Origin of the sequence: Streptomyces sp. NPDC050528, assembly GCF_044457795.1 — a bacterium.
Classification (GTDB): domain Bacteria; phylum Actinomycetota; class Actinomycetes; order Streptomycetales; family Streptomycetaceae; genus Streptomyces.
Map to the genome: position 1 here is coordinate 195324 of NZ_JBITHH010000009.1, position 18247 is coordinate 213570.

Here is an 18247-nt window from a genome sequence, read left to right on the forward strand (position 1 = left end):
TTCCCCACCCCGCCCAGGTCCGCGCGACCTGAGCGCCGACTGCCCGTGCGGGCCTCAACATCGCAGCATGCCACGATCGCCGTACCGACCGCGCCCGAGCAGGCCAACTTCTGCCGTTTCATACAGTTCTGATGCAGCGTCAGTTATTGACGGATCGTCACATCTGTGCCGTCGCCGTTGTGATGCCCTGGTGTGGCCCCGCACCGCCGACGGCGAATCGGAACAGCCCGGTCCAGGGATCTCACGGACTCGGTCGTCAGTCGCGTACGGATCCGCCGTGATGTTCCCGGGCGGAGGGGCCGGGTTCGGGGTGAGCGCCGGTGAGTTCGGGCTCCAGGCCCTCGCCCAAGACGGCGGGTTCACGGCCTGCGTCGGTGCGCCAGGCCTCGAAGGCCCAGGTGGTGAGAGCCACGACGGCGAGGCCCAGGAGCCAGCCGCCCACGACGTCGCTGAACCAGTGCACGCCGAGGGCGATCCGGGTGAAGCCGACACCGAGCACGGACACCACCGCGACGGTCCAGCACAGCGCCCGCAGAGCGCGCGGCACCAGGGGCAGCAGCACCAACAGCAGGATGGCGAACGAGGTGGTCGCCGTCATCGCGTGTCCCGAGGGGAAGGAGAATCCCGGCGCGTGCGCGACCGGGTCCTCCAGGGACGGTCGGGCCCGCTCGACCACCGTCTTGACCAGCAGCCCGATCAAGCCGCCGGCCGTGGCCGTCACGGCGGACCAGGCGGCGAGTCGCCAGGCCCGGCGGTACAGCAGCCACACGGTCAGCAGCGCGACAATCGCCCGCAGGGTGACCGGGTCCCACACCCGGTCGGACAGGAAACGCAGGGCGTCCGTCCATGCCGGATGCGCGAGGGCGGTCTCGTTCAACCGCCGTGCCGTGCGCGCGTCGAGACTCCGCAGCGGCTGCCAGCGGCCCTCGACCAGAACGAGCAGCAGCCCGAACGGGACAGCGGCTGCGGCGGCGACGGCGACCGAACCGAGGAGATGCATGCCGAATCTCCGGTCGGCCGCCCGGCGACGCCGAAGGTCACTCAGGCGCTGGGCCGTGGCGCGGACCACCATTCAGACTCCCGGATCGGCTGTGATCGGACCGGGCCGCAGCGCCCGCGCGGCCTCCAGCTGCGCGGCGAAGGACAGGCCCAGGAAGAGGGCGATGGACGTCAGGTAGGCCCAGAGCAGCAGGGACATGAAGGCGCTGAGCGGGCCGTAGATCGTGTCGAAGGACCCGCTGATGTCCAGGTACAGGCTCAGCAGCCAGGTCAGGGCCGTCCACAGGACGAGGTAGACGGCGGCGCCGAAGGCCAGCCAGGTGTAGCCGGGCTGCCGGCGACGGGGCGAACGGCGGAAGATCGCGCTGGCCGAGATGAGGGCGAGCAGCAGACCGAAGGGCCAGCGCAGGATCTCGCAGGCGGTCCTGGCCTCGCCGTCCAGGTGGTACACCGTCGCCGCAGCGGCGGCCAGGTCGCCGCCGGCCACCATCACGACGAACCCGAGTCCGAGCGGGATCCCGGCGCTCAGCGACATCACCAGCCCGCGCAGGTACTTGTGGTGGAAGGGGCGGTCGCGTTCGTTGCCGTAGATCCGGTTGGCGCCGCGTTCGATCTGGCACATGGCGGTGGTGACATTGACCAGGGAGAAGAGCAGACCGAACCAGAGGGCGATCTCGTCGCCGTCGCCCGCGCTGTGGCGGCTTCGGGCCAGTGCGTCGTCGACGACATCGGCGCTGGGGCCCTGCGCGATCCGGTGGATGGTCAGTTCGGCGAGTCTCCCGATGTTCTCCGTGTGCAGCGCGGTGGAGAGGCCGACGAAGGCGATGGCCAGCGGGATCACCGCGAGCACCGTCTGCAGGGCGAGCGCGCGGGAGTGGCTGAAGCCGTCGGCGTAGCGGAACCGGACGAAGGAGTCGCGCAGCAGCGGCCAGCGGCCGTAGCGGCGCAGCGACGTCAGGGCCTCGTCGGCCGAGAGGTCGTCGCCGGTCATGTCGCGGGTCTCGGGGACCTTGGTGGCGGTGCCCATTCACTTCTCCCGGGTGGGCAGCAGCACGGTCAGCGCGCCGGGGCCGACCTCGGCGGTGAGGCGCCGGCCGTGGGACACCGGGTCGCCGTCGAGTTCACGCGACTGCGGTACGGCGAAGGTGAGTTCGGCCCGCCGGAAGGTGAAGAACTCCACCGGTACGCCCTTCGTGCCGGTGCCCTCCGGGACGAGGGTTTCCACGGTCCTGGGCCGCGCGTTGCGCCCGCGCATCAGGATGCCCAGGGCGCGCATCCAGCCACCGGGGCCGCGCGGGTCCAGGATCAGCAGGTCGAGCAGCCCGTCGTCGGGCCGGGCCGCCGGGAGGAGCGTCAGACCGCCTTGTACGGTCCCGACGTTGGCGAGGAGCACCATGCGGGCCGTGCGATGCAGGACGGGCGCGTCGTCGAGCCGGACCGTCAGCCGCATCCGGGGTGTGCGCAGGGTGCCGACGGTGGCGAGGACGTAGGCGAGCCAGCCGACGGCGGACTTGGCGCGGTCGTCGGTGTGTTCCAGCATCGCGGCGTCGAGCCCGGCCCCGGACATCGCGGCGAAGTGGGTGGGGGCGAGGCCGTCGCCCTCGATGCGGCCGAGGTCGATGCGGTGCGGGGTGCCGGACAGGGCGGTGTCGAGCGCGGTGGTGGGGGTGAGCGGCAGGCCGAGGTTGCGGGCCAGCAGGTTGCCGGTGCCGCAGGGCACCACGACGAGCGGTACGCCACTGCCGGCCAGGGCGTCGGCGGCGGCGCGGACGGTTCCGTCGCCGCCGCAGACCACGACCAGTTCCGCTCCGTCACGGACCGCGCCGGACGCCTGGCCGGTGCCGGGGTCGTCGGCGGTGGTCTCGATGAACTCCGGTGCGCGGTGGCCGTGTTGTTCCAGAATCCGCCGGAGCTTCTCGCGGTCCGCCGCGCCGGTCACCGTGGGATTGAAGATCACGACGGTGCTGCCGGGCTCGCGCTCCTCGGCCTGCGCGGTCGTGTCGGCGGGCCCGGTCCGCTGCGCGGGAACGGCGGCAACGGACCCGTCGGTGAAGAGAGCGCGGCCGACGATCAGCAGGGACAGGGCGCCGTTGGCCATCCCGCCGATCACGTCCGTGGGGTGGTGCATGCCCCGGTAGAGGCGGGAGACGCCGACGGCCAGTGGCACGAGGAGCAGCAGCCCGGCCAGCGGCCACCGCCACGGCCTGCGCACCCGGGACAGCACGAGCACCGCGAGCCCGGCGTAGAGCGCGGTGGCCGCGCCGGTGTGCCCTGAGGTGTAACTGGACGTGGGCGGGGAGTCGTCAAGTCGGTGCACGTGCGGGCGGTTCCGGTCCACCGACAGGGTGACGACCAGGAACACGAGTGCCTGGAGCGAGACGGCGACGGCGAGGAAGACCGCCTGACGCCACATCGGCAGCCGGGGTATGAGCAGCAGGGCCACGCAGCTCAGCAGGGTGACGGCGATCACCGTGAGGGTGTTGCCGGCCTCAGAGCCGAGGTACGACAGGGTGGTCAGTGGGCCCGTACGAATCCGCTCGAACCCCTCGTCGACATGGTCCTCGACCGTCAGCGGCCACACGTTCCGGGCCGGGCCCGTGATCAGCAGCCCGAAGCCCACCATCAGGGCGGCCTGACAGACGGTCAGTACGCCGATGCGCGCAGCGGTACTGCCGGTACCACGGGGCAGAACCGGCGATCGGCTCGACCGCACGGCCTCATGCCCATCCCCCCTGGCTCCTGCTGTTCTACCCGGCATGGCGGTCGGCATCGGGGCTCCCACGGGTCGGCGCCTCGCGGCGGTCCACGGCCGGGTGCCGTTCGCACCCGATCCACCGCCGTCTGCCCCCGAAGCCGAGGCGCAGACACGCCCTCACGTGGGAATTCACGAGTCCGCGCCACGACGACCGTCTCGGACCCGCCCCAGGAAGGCAGGACAACCTCCCGCACACGCGGGAAGTGGCAGGCCGCCCCGTCCCCGTCGAGCACCGGAACCTCCTGGTCACACCGCTTCCGCTCCCCCTCCCCCAGTTGCGGGTGGAGCGGGCAGCGTGCCCGGAACCGGCAGCCGTCGTAGCGTCGTGTCGGGCTGGGCGGGTTCCCGGCGAGCAGGATGCGCGACCGCTGCCGTTCCCGCTCGCGTACCGGGTTCGGCAGGGGTACGGCGGAGAGGAGGGCCTGGGTGTACGGATGCCTGGGTCGCTCGAAGACCTCGTCGATCTGGCCGTCACGACGACACACGCAGGTGCGGTCCGGTTGATGCAGCGGTAGCTGCCGACGGTCAGGGACCGGGTGGCGGGCTTGGTCACCAACAAGGCTGCCGCGTGCGCGAGTTGAGACGTCGAACGTCTCTCCTGACGTCACGGGAAACTTCGATCCGTGGCAGCGGCACCCCACCGTCCCGGCAGGCTGCCGGCGCCGCCCCTCGCTCCCGTGTCCCCCGATCCTCACAGGGGACTGCGGGTGGAGGACTCGTCGGCGGGGCGCTTGTCGGGTTCAGGTTGGAGAGGAATCCGGCCACCACCGCGTCGCCCTGTGCGTGTGGGGCGTCCCAGAACGACTCCGACCAGGACGAGTGCCAGCCCGCACACCTGTTGGACGGTCAGCACCTCTCCGGCCACCGCCGTGCCGAGCAGCACGCCGGTGACGGGGTTGAGCAGTCCGACCAGGCCCACGGTCCCCGCGGGCAGGTGCCGCAGCCCGGTGAACCAGGCGGCGAAGGCCAGCGCCGTGGCGATCAGGGTGACATAGCCGAAGGCGAGGAGCGCCGGGGTGGAGAGTGCGGGCGGAGGGCCCTCCACGGCTGCGGCGACCGGCAGCAGGAACACTCCTCCGGCGGTGAGCTGCCAGGCGGTCGAGGCGAGCACGTCGGTACCGGCGTTCCACCGCTTGGTCAGGATGTGACCGAAGGACGACACGAGCATGGCCGCGGCCGAGGCGAGGACTCCCGGCACGCTCACTCCTCCCGTTGCCGTGAGCAGCATGAGGCAGACCCCGCCGAGCCCGATCGCGGCGCCGGCCAGGTGGGCGATGCCGGGCCGCTCGGAGACGAGGGCCCAGGCGATGAGCATCATCGCCAGCGGGGACAACGCCATGACGGTCGAGGCGATGCTCGTCGGCAGGAGCTGGGAGGCCGCGTAGACGAGCACGAAGAACACGCTGACGTTGAGCAGCCCGAGCACGGCGGACCGCCACCACCACGCACCTCGCGGTCGCTGCCTGCACAGACCCAGCAGGACGAGACCGGCGGGAAGTGCCCGTAGTGCCGCGCCGTAGAGGGGGCTGTCGGGCGGCAGGAACTCATGGGTGACGTAGTAGTTGGCGCCCCAGGCCACCGGTGCGACGGCGGTCAGCGCCACCCACCGCACATTAGCTTCCATGGAAGGCAATATAGCTTCCCGGGAAGCTACCATGGTGTGCATGGACGACCCGCAACCGCTCGACCGCGTGGCCCGCATCCAGGCCGACTGGCGCCGCGAGCGGCCCGACCTCGACATCTCCCCGCAGGGCGTGATCGGTCGGCTGCACCGCCTGGCCGACCATCTCACCGAGGAACTCTGCCTCGTCTACGGACGCTACGGACTCAGCGAGGGAGAGTTCGACGTCCTGTGCGCACTGCGCCGCGCCGGTGAGCCCTATGAGCGCGCGCCCGGCGAACTCGCCGCCCACACCATGGTCACCACCGGCGCGATGACGAAGCGAATCGACCGCCTGGAGCGGGCCGGACTCGTCACCCGCCGCCGTTCCGACGACGACCAGCGCGGCCGGATCGTGGCCCTGACCCAGCCCGGTCGCGAACTGATCGACCAGGCATTCACCGACCACATGCGCAACGAACGCCGCCTGCTGGACCTGCTGACGCCCGCCGAGACCAAGGCACTGGAAGGACTGCTCACCACCTGGATCTCACACGTGGAAAATCCGCGTCCGTCCGACAGCGAGTGACCCGGCCGACGCATGAAGGCCGAGCGGGTACAGGAGCCGTTACGCCTCCGGCCGGAAGGAGGAGCGGCCCGGCATGTGGTGGTCACCAGGTTCCGGGCAGCCCGTCTGCCGGGAGCCAGAGCCGATCGAGCTGGTGGAGAAGGGAGTTGAGCGATTCCTCGGGCTCGTCCCCGGCGGTGTCGAGGACGATGTGTTCACGGTTCCAGGGTTCGTAGTCCCGTCGGCGGACCTGCTGCCAGTCCGGAAGCGGCAGACCGGGAATGTCGACCGACCGGGAGGTCACCCGGTGGCGATGCTCGGCCGGATCCGAGCAGATCACTTCCACCTCCACGACCGGAACACCCGCCCGGACCCCCGCGTCGCGCCAGCTGTCGCGGGTGACCGTCAGCGGATTGACCGACTCCGCGATCACGGTGAGCCCCTGCCGGAGGTGTTCCTCGGTCAGGGCGTACCCGACGACATAGCCGGCCGGCCCGACCGGGTGCCGCGCCAGGCCGGAGCGGACGAGTGCCTGCTCGATGATGTCGACGCGCAGGTGCACCGCGTGGATGCGGGCGGCCAGGAGTCGGGACAGCGTGGTCTTCCCGGTACCGGGGAGCCCGCCGATGACGAGGAGGACGGCGTTCGACGGCACGCGGGATCAGCGCAGCCGGGGCAGGAGCTGGTCGCCGACGCGGATGATTTCCTGTTTGTAGGGCGTGTCGGAGAGGACGAAGTGAGTGATGCCGAGCTTGCGGTAGTTGTCCAGCGCCGTGGCCACGTCGGCGGCGGAGCCGACCAGCCAGGTCGTCGCCGCTCCCCCGCCGCCGACCTTGCCCGGCGTGGTGTAGAGGCAGGTGTCGAGCACCTCGCCCCGGGCGGCGAGGTCGTAGAGCCGCTGCTGTCCGACGGCTGTCTTCCGGTTCCCCGTCCAGGTCAGCTCGTCACCCGGGCCGGCCGCCATGCGCGTGACCCGCTCCTCCGCCGTCCGCCACGCCTCCTCCGTGGTGTCGCGCACCACGGTGGTGATCCGCAGGCCGAATTCGAGGGGCCGGTGCCGACGGCCGACCTGCTCGCTCAACGCCCGGAGCCGGTCGATGCGTTCGGCGAGCCCGGCAAGCGGTTCGCCCCAGAAGAGCTGCACGTCCGCCTCGGCCGCCGACACCCGCTCGGCGGCCTCGGACGCGCCGCCGAAGTACAGCGTCGGATGCGCTCGGCCCACCGTCGTCCAAGGGCGGGGCGCGACCGTGGAACCGCTCACCCGGAAGTGCTCACCGGCGAACGTCACGTCCTCCTCGGTCCACAGCCGTCGTACGAGACGGATGAACTCCTGGGTGCGCGCGTACCGTTGGGCCGGATCGCCACTGGTGTCGCCGTAGGCGGCCAGGTTGTCGAGGCCGCTGACGATGTTGACCAGAACCCGGCCACGACTGAGCTGGTCCAAGGTCGCCGCCGCTGCGGCGAATTGAGCCGGCTGCCAGTAGCCGGGCCGAACCGCGATCAGGGGCTTGAAGGTGGTGGTCCGGGCGGCCAGCGCGGTGGCGACGGTGAAGGTGTCGGGGCGTCCCCACCCGGTGCCCAGCAGCGCACCGCCCCAGCCGTGCCGCTCGGCGGTGCGGGCGAGGTCGGTGGAGTACTCGACGGAGCCCCAGCCCTCCGTCGTGTCGTCGCCGCGGTGGCCCGGCTCGACGGTGTTGGGGATGTACCACAGGAATTCCGGGCTCATCGTGCTTCCGATCGCAGCGTGGCCGAGGGCAGAGCGAGGGGTGTCCCGGGCGGTCAGCACAGGAGGCGTCCGTCGGAGCGCGGCTCAAGTCGGCCGGACGGAGGGGGACATGGCGTGGATCCGTGGCTCAGGGGATCAACACAGCGCGCTGGACACGCGGACCAGGTCGACGCAGCGCTCCTTGGTGAGCAGCAGGACCTTGGTCATGCGATCGAGTTTCCGAGGCACCGAACCGAATGTCAATGTGCCCCGAGCGGGCGGGGTCGTCACGCCGAGAGCCGTGCCACGGTCTCCGCGATCAACGCCACCCGGTCGGCGATGTCACAGGCCGGCACCTCCACGAGGTCGTAGCCGAACAGCCGATAGCTCTGTTCGTGGATCCGCTCGAACTCCAAGGACTCCTGATAGCTGATCCGGCGTGCGGCGGTGGGTTCGCAGAATCCGATGGTGCGGACGAAGAAGACCTGCCGCTCGTAGACCCGCTCGCGGGTGATCCTCTCGATCTCGACGGAGAGCGTCTCGGGGACGGGTCGTCCGAGGTGGACGCTGAGGGCGTGCGTGCAGATCGGGGACCTGTCGTAGACCTGCGCGGTCGCGTCTCCCGTCGTGGGCGCCAGCTGCCGTCGGCGCTGGAGGGCGGCGACTTCCTCGACGAAGTCGGCCCGGGTCCAGGGCTCGGGGTGTCCTGCGGCCTGCCCGTCCGCGATGATCGCGGTCGCCGCCTCCTCGACGACGTCGAATCCGCGTTCTTGGAGTTGACGGAGGATCGATGTCTTCCCCGCGCCGGGCGCACCGGTGAGGACGTACCGCTTCATCATGAACCCCCGGAGTTTTTCAGGCCGTTGGTGTGACCGTACGTCGGTTCAACGGTCCCGTGACGGCGCCGACGTGCCGGGCACGTGGAAACACGCGCTGACCGACTTGCCGTGGGGGCAGGAGTGCGACTCCCAGGTGTCGGCGACCGCGTCCACGAGGAGCATTCCGCGTCCGCCGAGGCGCTCCGTACTCGCCTCGCGGGGAGTGGGCAGCTCACTGGACTTGTCGTGGACGGAGACGTGCAGGCAGTGGTCGTCGCACGTCATCACCAACTGGGCGCTGCTGTGGGCGTGCCGGTGCGCGTTGGTGACCAGTTCGGAGACGGTGAGCAGGACGGCGTCCACCGTTTCCGGGGCGGTGGTGCTCCAGTCGAGTCCCTCCAGATGCCTGCGCGCCCAGTCCCGGGCCGACTTCACTTCGCTGTCCAGCGGAAGTGTGCGGGCCCAGCCCACTGCCCGGAGTGACGAACCTTCCACAGCGATCAGTCCTTCCTCGGTAGCGCGTGCCGCCCCACTCCCCCGCGGAATCCGTCGGTATGGGGCGGGGGTGCTCAGCGGCGACCGCGGAGTTTGGCCAGCAGGCGCTGGGCCTGGGCACGGCGGCGCGGGTCGGCGGCGGCCCGGCGTACTTGGTCCGCCGCGCGTCGCCCCTGGGGGCTCTTGGCGAACTGCTTGATGCGCTCCACTACGCCCGACATGACGCTCCTCTCCTCCGGTCCGACGAGCATCGGACCGTTCACTGTCACGGCTACCCCGGCCGGGTCGGATCAGCCATGTCACCTGCAACGAAGCCACGCCACGCGGCCGTTCACCAGGGTCCGGGCGGGTCAGGAGATGGCCCGGAGCCGACCGTGCGAGCGGCGTCGGAGTTCGTCGAGGGCCTGGGACGTGCTGTCGTCCGCCGGCAACAGGACGACCAACTGCTGCGCGTCCACCGGGAGTTCGAGCGTCTCGCGGAGCAAGTGGAGTGCGCAGCCGGACGGGTGGTCGAGGCGGAGGGTCCCCCGGCGCGGAACCACATGCCGGTTCAGGCGGCGCGTGAAGTCGGGGCCGGCGACGGACGCGAGTTCCGTGGTGAACCACTCGGAGTTCCCCGCGGTCGGTCCGAGCCACAGGTCGAAGGCCTGCTCGTCCGCGACGTCGTCCCAGTCCGTGAAGAACGTCCGGGCGCGGGGGTCGGTGAACACGTAACGCGTCAGGTTCGGTGTGTCGTTGTCCAGCAGTCCGGTCCCGCGGACCAACGACTCGTAACCGCTGGTGTGGGCGAGGACATCCCCAAGTCGGTTGGTGACGAGGGCGATTCCCGGTTCGAGGAGACTGAGCGTCCGCAGGATGGACGGACGGACCTCGCGGGGCGGCGGCCCGGGGTGGAGGTGGGCGGAGCAAGCGCCGCCGGTGATCTTCGTGAGGTAGCGGAGATGGTCGCGCTCCGACGGGTCGAGGCCGAGCGCCTCGGCGAGCGCGTGCACCACCGGCGCCGAGGGATTGCGGTCACGGCCCTGTTCGATGCGGGTCAGGTACTCGACGCTGATGCCGGCCCGCGCGGCCAGATCCGAACGCCGTAGACCCGGTGACCGGCGGCGGCCACGTTCGGGAAGTCCCAGCGACTCCGGCTGGATGCTGTCCCTCTTGGCCCGGATGAAATCCCCCAACGGCGAACCCATGGCACGAGTTTACGGCGCTGCCGGCTCGTCGCGGGGTGCTCAGAGTGGCCCTGCGGGGGCCAGCCTGAGCCCGGTCTGGCTGGGAGCGCGGCGCCGTCCGATCGTGGTGGGCATGGAGAACAGACCTCAGCTGGTGATCATCGTCGGAAGTGTGCGGGAAGGACGGTTCGGCCCGGTCGTGGCCTCATGGGTGGCCCAACAGGCCGCTCTGCACGGTGTGTTCGAGGTGGAAGTCGTCGATCTGGCGGACGTCGACGTCCCGTTGGCGCTGCCCGCCGCCTCGCCGAAGCACGCCGGTGACGACTACCCGCGTCCGGCCGGGATGGCGGCGCTGACGTCGGCGCTGACCAACGCCGACGCGTTCGTCGTAGTGACGCCGGAGTACAACCACAGCTATCCCGCGTCCCTGAAGGCGGCCATCGACTGGCACTTCACACAGTGGGCGGCCAAGCCGGTCGCCTTCGTCAGCTACGGCGGTGCCGCGGGCGGGCGGCACGCGGTGCTGCATCTGGAGAACGTGCTGACCGAACTGCACGCGGTGACGGTTCGCGACGGGCTCGCCTTCCCGAACTACTTCACCTCGTGGCAGGACGGCCGTCCGCTCGATCCCGGGTCCGCCGGCTACGCCCGGACGGTGCTCGACCAGCTGGCCTGGTGGGCGGTCGCACTCCGGTCGGCACGCGAGGCCGCTCCCTATCCGGGGTGAGGTGGATCGGACCTCACATCACTCGCCTGATCACTCGCCACCTCACGTGCCGGATCACTCGCCTTCGCCGCGGCCGCCAGGCTGGGCTGCAGGCGGCGGGCCACGTTGAGGTGATCGGCGGTCCAGATGATGCGGACCGCCGTCGCCGTGGCGTGTCCGTCGTCGCCGCGCAGGTCACGGCGCAGTGAGTGGACCAGGCGTGCCTCCTCGTCGGGGTCGCGGGACAACGGAGCGGGCACGGCGGTGCGCCGGCCGAGTCCCGCGGCCAGGTCCCGGTACCAGTCGGCCACCCGGCCGACCGTGTCGAGCAGCGTGAGCCGGGCCTCGGAGCGATCGGGTTCCATCCGCTCCTCACCGCCGTTGCGCTGCCACAGTTCCAGTACCGCGTCCGAGGCGAGGCGCAGTCCTACGACCCCGGTGACCAGGGTGGTCATGTCGGACAGGCGCACCGGCTTGGCGCCGCGTTCGGCGAGGTAGCTGCGGAAGGCGTCGTCGAGCCGGCGGGCCGCGGCGGCCGCCTGCCGGCCCGCCTCCACCGGGGCGTCGGTCGGAATGCAGCCGATACTGCAACGGCTCGCCGCGTACTCCACCGTGTCGGCCAGGTAGCGCGCGCTTTCGGTGTACGCCGCCGACAGCGCCCGGTCGACGGCGGCCGCGGCGCCACGCGGCCAGAAGAACAGGCCCACGAGGACGCTCACCCCGCAGCCGAGGGCGATGTCCTCGATCCGCAGCAGCACGATGTGCCAGTCGGGGTTCTGGCCGATGTTGAACAGGATGACGAGGGTGACGGTGAAGGCCGCCTGGCCGGCCGCGAACGAGATGGCGGCGGGGGCGATACCCGCGATGAGCACGGCGACGGGGAGCAGGAACCAGAGCACGGTGCTGTGGTGCCCGATGAGCTGGAGCAGCCCGGTCCCGATGAGCGAACCCACCAGCGTGCCGCCCAGGGCCCGGAGCGCGTTCTGCCCGGTGTTGAGCGCGTTGGACCGCAGCACCGAGAGGGTTCCCAGCAGGATCCAGAACGAGTGCTGGACACCCGTCGCGTTCGCCAGGGCCACGGCGATGCCGAGGCCGAGCGCGCCCCGGAGACTGTTGTGCAGCCAGACCGAGCGCGGCTCCAGGTGCGCGGCGGCGCGCTCGACGGCGGACGCCAGCGGCTGTGTCAGTGCGCCGGGTTCCGTGCCCAGCAGGCGCTCGGGCCAGCTGCGGCGCTCGGCGGCCGCGGCCAGGTCCACGTTGCCGGCGATCTGGAGGGTGGCGAACCCCAGCTCCTGGGCGCGGAAGGACAGGTCGAGGGTTTCGATGAAGGCGCGGACTTCCGGCTCCGTGCCCGGCTTCGGCCGGTGCACGGGCAGTCGGTGCGTGGCGCCGCGCTCCATGCCGTCCATGGCCTTGCGCAGATTGGCCAGGGCCTCGCGGAGGGCGTCGGGTGTATTGCGCGGGGCGTCGAGGATGTCGGCCGCCTCGTCCAGGGCCGTGGCCGCCGCACGCCGTACGGCGTGCGCGTCCGCGTCGCAGGTGCCGTCGGCCCCGGACGGGGGGCCGCTGTCGGCCACAATGGCGCTCAGCCAGGTGAGTTCGTCGACCAGGCGGACCAGGGCGCGGGAGCCGGAGGACAGGCCGGTGGGCCGGTAAGGGGTGGCGTCGAAGGCGGTGCGCAGGTCCGCCGCGGCGATGGCGGCCTGACCGGCGGCGGTCTCGCACTGCCGGGTGGTCGGTGCGTCCGGCCCGCCGGCCAGCCAGGACGCGTCGGTCCGCAGCTGCGCGGCGGCCGCGCGGCAGACCCGGGCGGCGGGGGCACTGAGCGGGTCCGCGGCGGGCCGGGGCCACAGCAAGGAGATCGCGAGCATGGCGGCCGCCGCCGCGAGGCCCGCGCCGGCAAGGCGGTCGGGCAGCTGTGAGAGCGGGACCGGCGAGGTCACCGGGAGGATGAAGGCCAGCAGCAGCGCGGTCGTCGCGCCCGCGAGGACGGAGCTGACCACACCGGAGAACAGCACCAGGAAGCCGACCACGACCATGGCGGTGACCGCGAGCCAGGTCGCCCGGGCCGCCAGCGTGCCGAGGCAGATGAGCACCGCCCAGGCCACCGCCAGACCCACGTGAGCCCGCAGGCGCTGCACCATCGGCCCGGTGAACTCCACCAGCAGGAGCATGGAGAACGAACCGAACGCCGCGTAGGTCGCCATCGTCGAGGACTTCAGCACCTGACTGCACAGGGCGAACAGCGCGGGCATCACCAGCGCGGTGCGCGCGGCCCGGCGTGTCGCCGCGAGCCCCGGATCATGGTCGCGCAACCAGGTGGGGATCCGCCCGGCCAGGGCGCGCCACGGTTTCTCCATACGCCTGCGCACCTCCTGTCGGCACAGCATCCACATGCCCCGCCGATCACGAGTATCCGCCATCCGCGGTGCCCGCACACTGCGCTCTCGCACCCGGACGGGACCGGTCGCCGGATCTCGGGCCGCAGCACATCGGTCACGGTTCGATGACGAAGACCCGTGAGGTGTGCGCTGGGCGGAGGTCCGGGGCGTGGGGGTGGTGGGACGGCGGTCGGGCTCGCTCCGCAGGTGCGGCCAGGCCGTCCGGCCTTCCCTCCGAGACAGAAGTGAGGACCAACCAGCCATGCAACAAAGGAAGTTGGCTTACGGCGCTGTAGGCATCGCCGCCGCAGGACTGTGCGCCGTGCTCGCCACGACGGCACTCGCCTCGCCCGGCCACGGAACCACGGCACAGGCCAAGCCGCAGACCACGCATCAGTCGCAGACGACGGCCAAGGAGTCCGCCGAAAAGGCGAAGGCGTCGTCCAGTGCCGGGAGCAAGTCCGCGATGTCGGAGGAGAATCGGCTCCTCCTGAACATACAGAGGGAGATCAAGGTCACGACCGGCAACCCGACCGCCGCCCAGGTCGCCGAGGCCGACAAGTTGGTCGGGCGGTTGAAGGCGAAGGGCAAGGCCACCGCCGCGCAACTCGCCTGGCTGTCGCTGACTCCCCGTCAGAAGCGTGTGGAGGCCGCACCGGTGGGCGCGAACTGAGTGAATCGCGAAAGCGGCGGTGCCCGAGGACAGCAGACCGGCGTGACGGACTTCGAGGAGTTCTACGAGTCGTCGTACGCGCGACTGGTCGGTCAGCTGTTCTCGGTCACCGGCAGCCTCGAACAGGCCGAGGACGTCGTGCAGGAGGCGTTCATCCGGGCCCTGGACCGCTGGCCCCGGATCCAGGCCTACGACGTGCCGGAGCTGTGGGTACGCCGGGTCGCGATCAACCTCGCGGTGAGTGAGATCCGGCGATTGCGCCGGCGCGCCGCGGCCCTGTTGCGCCTCGGTGCCCAGCGCCCGCAGCCCCACCTCACGCCGCAGACCGCCGAAGTCGCCGAACTGCTGCTCCGGGTCCCGGTGAACCAACGCCCCGTACTGCTGCTTCACGACGTACTGGATCTGCCGATCGAGCAGGTCGCCGACCAACTGGGCCTGCCGGTGAGCACCGTGCGCGGCAGACTCGCCCGGGCCCGCGCGAACCTGGCCCGTCATCTCGCCGCCGATCCGGAAGGAGCTCTGTCCCACCATGGCCGACGCTGAACGCGCATCCGAATCCGAGCACGCTCTTCGCCATCTCGTCGAGGAGGGCACCCGGGCCGCGCGACAGCCCCCTCTCTCGCACCTACGGCGCCGCGCCCGCCGCCGCCGTACGTTCCGCGAGGTCGCGACGGTCACCGCCGTGGCGGCCGCGGTCGTGGCCGTCTTCCCTCTGGTGTCGTCCTTCGACCGCTCCGGAACCAGCACTCCCGGTCCGACGGCGCCCCAGCCCGCGGCCTCCCCCAAGTCCCTGATCGCCACCCCGACCGAGACCGTGCCCGGCGGCACGATCACCCTGACCGGCGCGGGCTGCGCCTCCGGGGCGTCGGTGTCCTTCGGGATCCGTTGGGACCGCGGTGCGAAGCTGAGCCTCTCGATGGAGGAACAGAAGACATCACCGGGGCAAGCGCAGACGACGGCCACGGCTGCCGGGACACATCAACTGGCCTCGGCCGACGCGCTCGCCACCGGATCCTTCGAGGCCACGGTGACGATCCCGACCAGCCCGGCGATCAACAGGCCGACCCTGTGGGCCCGTTGCCGGACCGCCGCCCCGTCCCACCAACTCACCCAGTACGTGTCGATCGTCGTCCGCAGCCCCAACTGAGGCACGCCGGAGCCTATCGCCAAGTCGGTCGAGATCGGGCGGCCGTTGGGCCTCGTAATGCCGGACGGCGTTGCTACGTAGGCCCGTTGCAGGTGGCCGCGCACGGTGTCGGTGTGGCCCCAACAGGCGGCCGCGCACAACCGCGTGCCCTCCGCGCCGATTCCGCCGCTCTCGGTGTCGGACGAGGCGCCGTCGGAAGCAAGGGCAACGGTGGCGCACCGCGAGTTGGCCACAGTCGCCGAGAACACCACCGAACCGTAGGGAATCGGCCTCGTCACCCGGCAGCTCGGCGTCGACGCGGTCGAGCACGAGGCCGGCGCGACGGTGCTGCCGTTCGGGTTCCGAGCCCGTTCGCCGAACGTATCCGCCGGTCCGCTGAGCGGAACAGCGCTCGACCGGCCCCTGCGAGCAGCACACGCTGTCCGGTGAGTTACGGCTCGCCGGCGCGGCTGCACACCCTTCGCGTGCCGGTCCCATCGAACGGCTGAGGGGAGGAACGCCGTGGAGAAGACTGTCGTCGACAACGACCCGCAGACCGAGGATCCCGAATCCGCCATGGTCGTGATATCGATCCCGATTCTCAGGTGGTGACGATCTCCGCCTGAATCCCGCACGTCTCCAGTCGCTTCCGGTGCGGCAGGGAGTTCCGGCCGCACCGGAAGCGGTCACCGATCATGCCTTGCCCCGGAGGGCATATGAAGATCACGCTGGTCAGCATGCCGTGGGCCTCGATATCGACTCCCTCACTCGCGCTCGGGATCCTTTCGAAGAAGATCGCGGACACGTTTCCGGAGATCGAGACGGAGACCGTGTACGCCAACATCGAGTTCGCGGACTGGATGTACAACCAAGGTGGATACACCGCCGCCGACTTCAGCTTCTTCTCCCTGCAGAGCTATTTCATGGGATGCGGCGACTGGGTGTTCTCCTCCGCTCTCTACGGCGACACCTCGTGGCGGGTTGAGGAATTCACCCGCAAGATGACGGAAAAGATCAGCGCCGAGCAATTGGAGACCTGCCTGCGGATTCACCGGGCGATCCCCGATTTCGTCGACGCGCTCGCGCGGCGGATCGTCGCCGGCGGACCCGATCTCGTGGGCGCGACCTCGACGTTCCAGCAGAACGTGGCCTCCCTCGCCCTGCTGCGTCGTATCAAGGAGTTGTCCCCGGGCACGAGGACGGTCATGGGCGGTGCCAACTGCGACGGCCCGCAGGGCGAGGCGCTGCACCGCAACTTCGCCTTCGTCGACTTCGTCGTACGCGGCGAGGCGGAGCGGGCGTTCACGCAGCTCGTCGCGGCCGAACTCACCGACGGCGCCGACCACCAGGCGGACATCACCCGCATTCCCGGCCTCTGCCGGCGCGACGGCGACGCGAGTGTGAGCAATCCGCTGTCCGACAGCCTGCTGGCGCCGGGCGAGATCCCGTCGCCCGACTACGACGCCTACTTCGACCGGATGCGGCGCTCCCGCGTGCAGTCCTGGTACGAGCCCGTGCTCGTGGTCGAGGGCGCGCGCGGCTGCTGGTGGGGCGAGAAGCACCACTGCACCTTCTGCGGGCTCAACGGGTCGGCCATGACGTTCCGCAGCAAGAGTCCGCACGCCTATCTGGAGGAGATCCTCACGCTCGCGGAGCGTCACCGCGTGCTGGACTTCTACGCGGTCGACAACATTCTGGAGATGTCCTATCTCGACTCCGTCCTGGCCAAGATCGCCGATGCTCCTTTCGATCTGCGGATCCAGTACGAGGTCAAGTCGAACATGAAGCTGTCGCAGATCGCCCAGTTGCGGGCGGCGGGCGTGGTCAGCGTCCAGCCGGGCATCGAGAACTTCAGCACCCGCGTACTGAAGATCATGGACAAGGGCGTGAGCGGAACCCTCAACGTACGTTTCCTCCGGGACGCCGAGAGCAATGGTCTTTCGGTGGCGTGGAATTACCTGTACGGGTTTCCAGGTGAAACACAGGCCGACTACCTGCCGGTCATCGAACAGTTTCCGGCCCTGCATCACCTTCACCCCTACACCGGAGCCAGCCGCATCGCGCTGGAGCGCTTCAGTCCCTACTTCGACCGCCCGGAACTGGGTTTCGCCGACCGGCGCCCGCACTGGCAGTACCAGATCACCTACGACCTGCCGCAGACCGAACTCGCCGACCTCGCCTACGTGTTCGAGACCGATGAGCTGGGCATCGAGAGCAAGGTCGCCGACCGCCTGCTGGAAGCCCTCCAGGAATGGAGCAAGAACTACGTCCACAGCCGCCTGTCCTACGTCGACCTCGGTGACCGCATCGCACTCGTCAACTCACGGCCGGGTTTCGCCTGGCGGTCCATGACGCTGGACGACCCGGTCGAGGTGGAGTTGTTCCATGCCCTGCACGACCCCAGGTCCATCGATCAGCTGGTACGGCGCGCGAGCCGGCAAAGCGACGCCTGGGACCAGCCCCGCGTGGAGGCCCTGCTCGCCGAATGGCGGCGCCAGGGGCTGATCTTCGTCGAGGACGATCGTGCCCTCCATGTCGCGACCGAGGACGAGAACCAGTTGATGTGCCGCATCCGGCGTGAGTCGCAGAAGTCCGGCGGGCCGGAACTGGCCCTGGAGCTGGCCGAGGAGCCCGCATGCATCACGATCTCCTGACCTCGCCGGCCGGCGTCCCGGACGGCTCGCTCGCCGGTGAGCACGTGCGGGACCTGTACCGTCGCGGCGTCCGGTGCGTCGCCCTCGAGGAACCCGTGTCGCTGCGCTCCGCCACCCCGCGCGATCTGCGCGCTCTCGACTTCGTCCGGAACGCCACCGGACAGGGGCTGCTGGTGCGCTGGCACCTGCGGGCCGGCCGCCGCGCCGAGCCCGCCCTGACGGCACACCATCTGACACACCTCCAGCCCCCGGTCTCGCTCGACGGCGGCCGCTCGGCCGAGCGCCTCGCCGAGTGGAAGACCCGGTTCTACGTCGGCCGCTGCGTGTGGCGTCGCGGCCCCGGATTCGTGCAGATCCGCGACCGGCGGGACGGGGTGCTGCAACGGTTCGACCTGATCCGGCCCGAGTATGTGCGGGCCGTGACCCTGCTGGAGGACCAACGGGCGGACGAGGTCGATCCCGAGGTCCTGGACACGCTGCGCGCCGAGCACCTCGTCCTGGACTTCGGCGGCCGCGTCTGGTGGGCGCCGTACCGGATCGATCGGTGGCCCGTGCCGTCCATGGTCCTCTGACCCGTCCCGTCGCGTACCGAAGGAGCACG

Annotated in this window: 20 protein-coding genes; 8 read left to right on the plus strand and 12 right to left on the minus strand. The window is 70.6% G+C overall.

Annotated elements, in window-relative coordinates:
* Positions 1-256: 256 nt before the first annotated feature.
* Genes ACIBK4_RS29995 through ACIBK4_RS30015 form a run of 5 tightly spaced genes read right to left on the minus strand, consistent with a single transcriptional unit; the run spans position 257 to position 5378 of the window.
* Positions 257-1072, minus strand: a complete 816-nt coding sequence (locus tag ACIBK4_RS29995) for a phosphatase PAP2 family protein (RefSeq protein ID WP_398999511.1) — start codon at positions 1070-1072, stop codon at positions 257-259.
* Entirely contained in the window at positions 1073-2026 is a 954-nt protein-coding gene (locus ACIBK4_RS30000) for a YihY/virulence factor BrkB family protein (RefSeq protein WP_398999513.1), read from the minus strand.
* Positions 2027-3757 (minus strand): diacylglycerol kinase family protein, encoded by a 1731-nt coding sequence (locus ACIBK4_RS30005; RefSeq protein ID WP_399000079.1) that lies wholly within the window; start codon positions 3755-3757, stop codon positions 2027-2029. It lies immediately after the preceding gene.
* Entirely contained in the window at positions 3643-4449 is an 807-nt protein-coding gene (locus tag ACIBK4_RS30010; RefSeq protein WP_398999516.1) for an oligopeptide/dipeptide ABC transporter ATP-binding protein, read from the minus strand. Before ACIBK4_RS30010 ends, ACIBK4_RS30005 begins: the two co-directional genes overlap by 115 nt.
* Positions 4446-5378 carry an EamA family transporter gene (locus ACIBK4_RS30015; protein ID WP_398999519.1) on the minus strand — a complete coding sequence of 311 codons (933 nt, stop codon included), beginning with the start codon at positions 5376-5378 and terminating at the stop codon, positions 4446-4448. Before ACIBK4_RS30015 ends, ACIBK4_RS30010 begins: the two co-directional genes overlap by 4 nt.
* 40 nt (positions 5379-5418) lie before the next feature.
* Between ACIBK4_RS30015 and ACIBK4_RS30020 the strand changes: the two genes are divergently transcribed.
* A complete protein-coding gene (locus ACIBK4_RS30020; protein ID WP_398999521.1) occupies positions 5419-5943 on the plus strand; it encodes a MarR family winged helix-turn-helix transcriptional regulator in 525 nt (174 codons plus the stop codon).
* An 82-nt stretch (positions 5944-6025) separates the two neighbouring features.
* On the opposite strand, the gene ACIBK4_RS30025 is transcribed toward ACIBK4_RS30020, so the two are convergent.
* The 6 genes from ACIBK4_RS30025 to ACIBK4_RS30050 form a co-directional block, all read right to left on the minus strand.
* Complete coding sequence (locus ACIBK4_RS30025) at positions 6026-6577, minus strand: AAA family ATPase (RefSeq protein WP_398999523.1); 552 nt, start codon at positions 6575-6577, stop codon at positions 6026-6028.
* Positions 6578-6583: 6 nt separating this feature from the next.
* A complete protein-coding gene (locus ACIBK4_RS30030; RefSeq protein ID WP_398999525.1) occupies positions 6584-7648 on the minus strand; it encodes an LLM class flavin-dependent oxidoreductase in 1065 nt (354 codons plus the stop codon).
* A gap of 266 nt (positions 7649-7914) precedes the next feature.
* Complete coding sequence (locus tag ACIBK4_RS30035; protein WP_398999527.1) at positions 7915-8466, minus strand: AAA family ATPase; 552 nt, start codon at positions 8464-8466, stop codon at positions 7915-7917.
* 45 nt (positions 8467-8511) lie between these two features.
* The gene (locus ACIBK4_RS30040) at positions 8512-8940 is read right to left on the minus strand and encodes an ATP-binding protein (protein WP_398999529.1); all 429 of its coding nucleotides are present in this window, start codon (positions 8938-8940) and stop codon (positions 8512-8514) included.
* 74 nt (positions 8941-9014) lie between these two features.
* On the minus strand, positions 9015-9161 hold the full coding sequence (locus ACIBK4_RS30045) for a hypothetical protein (RefSeq protein WP_199810905.1): 147 nt from the start codon (positions 9159-9161) through the stop codon (positions 9015-9017).
* Between the two features lie 129 nt (positions 9162-9290).
* Positions 9291-10127: a helix-turn-helix domain-containing protein gene (locus ACIBK4_RS30050; RefSeq protein WP_398999531.1), complete on the minus strand. Its 837-nt coding sequence runs from the start codon at positions 10125-10127 to the stop codon at positions 9291-9293.
* A gap of 112 nt (positions 10128-10239) precedes the next feature.
* Between ACIBK4_RS30050 and ACIBK4_RS30055 the strand changes: the two genes are divergently transcribed.
* Positions 10240-10833, plus strand: a complete 594-nt coding sequence (locus ACIBK4_RS30055; protein ID WP_398999533.1) for an NADPH-dependent FMN reductase — start codon at positions 10240-10242, stop codon at positions 10831-10833.
* Here ACIBK4_RS30055 and ACIBK4_RS30060 read toward each other — a convergent pair.
* The gene (locus ACIBK4_RS30060) at positions 10821-13172 is read right to left on the minus strand and encodes an FUSC family protein (RefSeq protein ID WP_398999535.1); all 2352 of its coding nucleotides are present in this window, start codon (positions 13170-13172) and stop codon (positions 10821-10823) included. The genes ACIBK4_RS30055 and ACIBK4_RS30060 overlap by 13 nt on opposite strands.
* 283 nt (positions 13173-13455) lie before the next feature.
* Here ACIBK4_RS30060 and ACIBK4_RS30065 point away from each other — a divergent pair, with 283 nt between their 5' ends.
* The 6 genes from ACIBK4_RS30065 to ACIBK4_RS30090 all read left to right on the plus strand — a co-directional run bounded on the left by ACIBK4_RS30065 (position 13456) and on the right by ACIBK4_RS30090 (position 18218).
* Positions 13456-13866, plus strand: coding sequence for a hypothetical protein (locus ACIBK4_RS30065; RefSeq protein WP_398999537.1), 411 nt, complete (start codon positions 13456-13458; stop codon positions 13864-13866).
* A 42-nt stretch (positions 13867-13908) separates the two neighbouring features.
* Entirely contained in the window at positions 13909-14409 is a 501-nt protein-coding gene (locus ACIBK4_RS30070; protein WP_398999539.1) for a sigma-70 family RNA polymerase sigma factor, read from the plus strand.
* A complete protein-coding gene (locus tag ACIBK4_RS30075) occupies positions 14396-15013 on the plus strand; it encodes a hypothetical protein (RefSeq protein WP_398999541.1) in 618 nt (205 codons plus the stop codon). Before ACIBK4_RS30070 ends, ACIBK4_RS30075 begins: the two co-directional genes overlap by 14 nt.
* 105 nt (positions 15014-15118) lie before the next feature.
* Positions 15119-15274 (plus strand): hypothetical protein, encoded by a 156-nt coding sequence (locus tag ACIBK4_RS30080; protein WP_398999543.1) that lies wholly within the window; start codon positions 15119-15121, stop codon positions 15272-15274.
* A 434-nt stretch (positions 15275-15708) separates the two neighbouring features.
* Positions 15709-17646, plus strand: a complete 1938-nt coding sequence (locus tag ACIBK4_RS30085; protein ID WP_398999545.1) for a RiPP maturation radical SAM C-methyltransferase — start codon at positions 15709-15711, stop codon at positions 17644-17646.
* Positions 17628-18218 carry a DUF5825 family protein gene (locus ACIBK4_RS30090; protein ID WP_398999547.1) on the plus strand — a complete coding sequence of 197 codons (591 nt, stop codon included), beginning with the start codon at positions 17628-17630 and terminating at the stop codon, positions 18216-18218. The genes ACIBK4_RS30085 and ACIBK4_RS30090 overlap by 19 nt, the downstream gene beginning before the upstream one ends.
* Positions 18219-18247 lie beyond the last annotated feature (29 nt).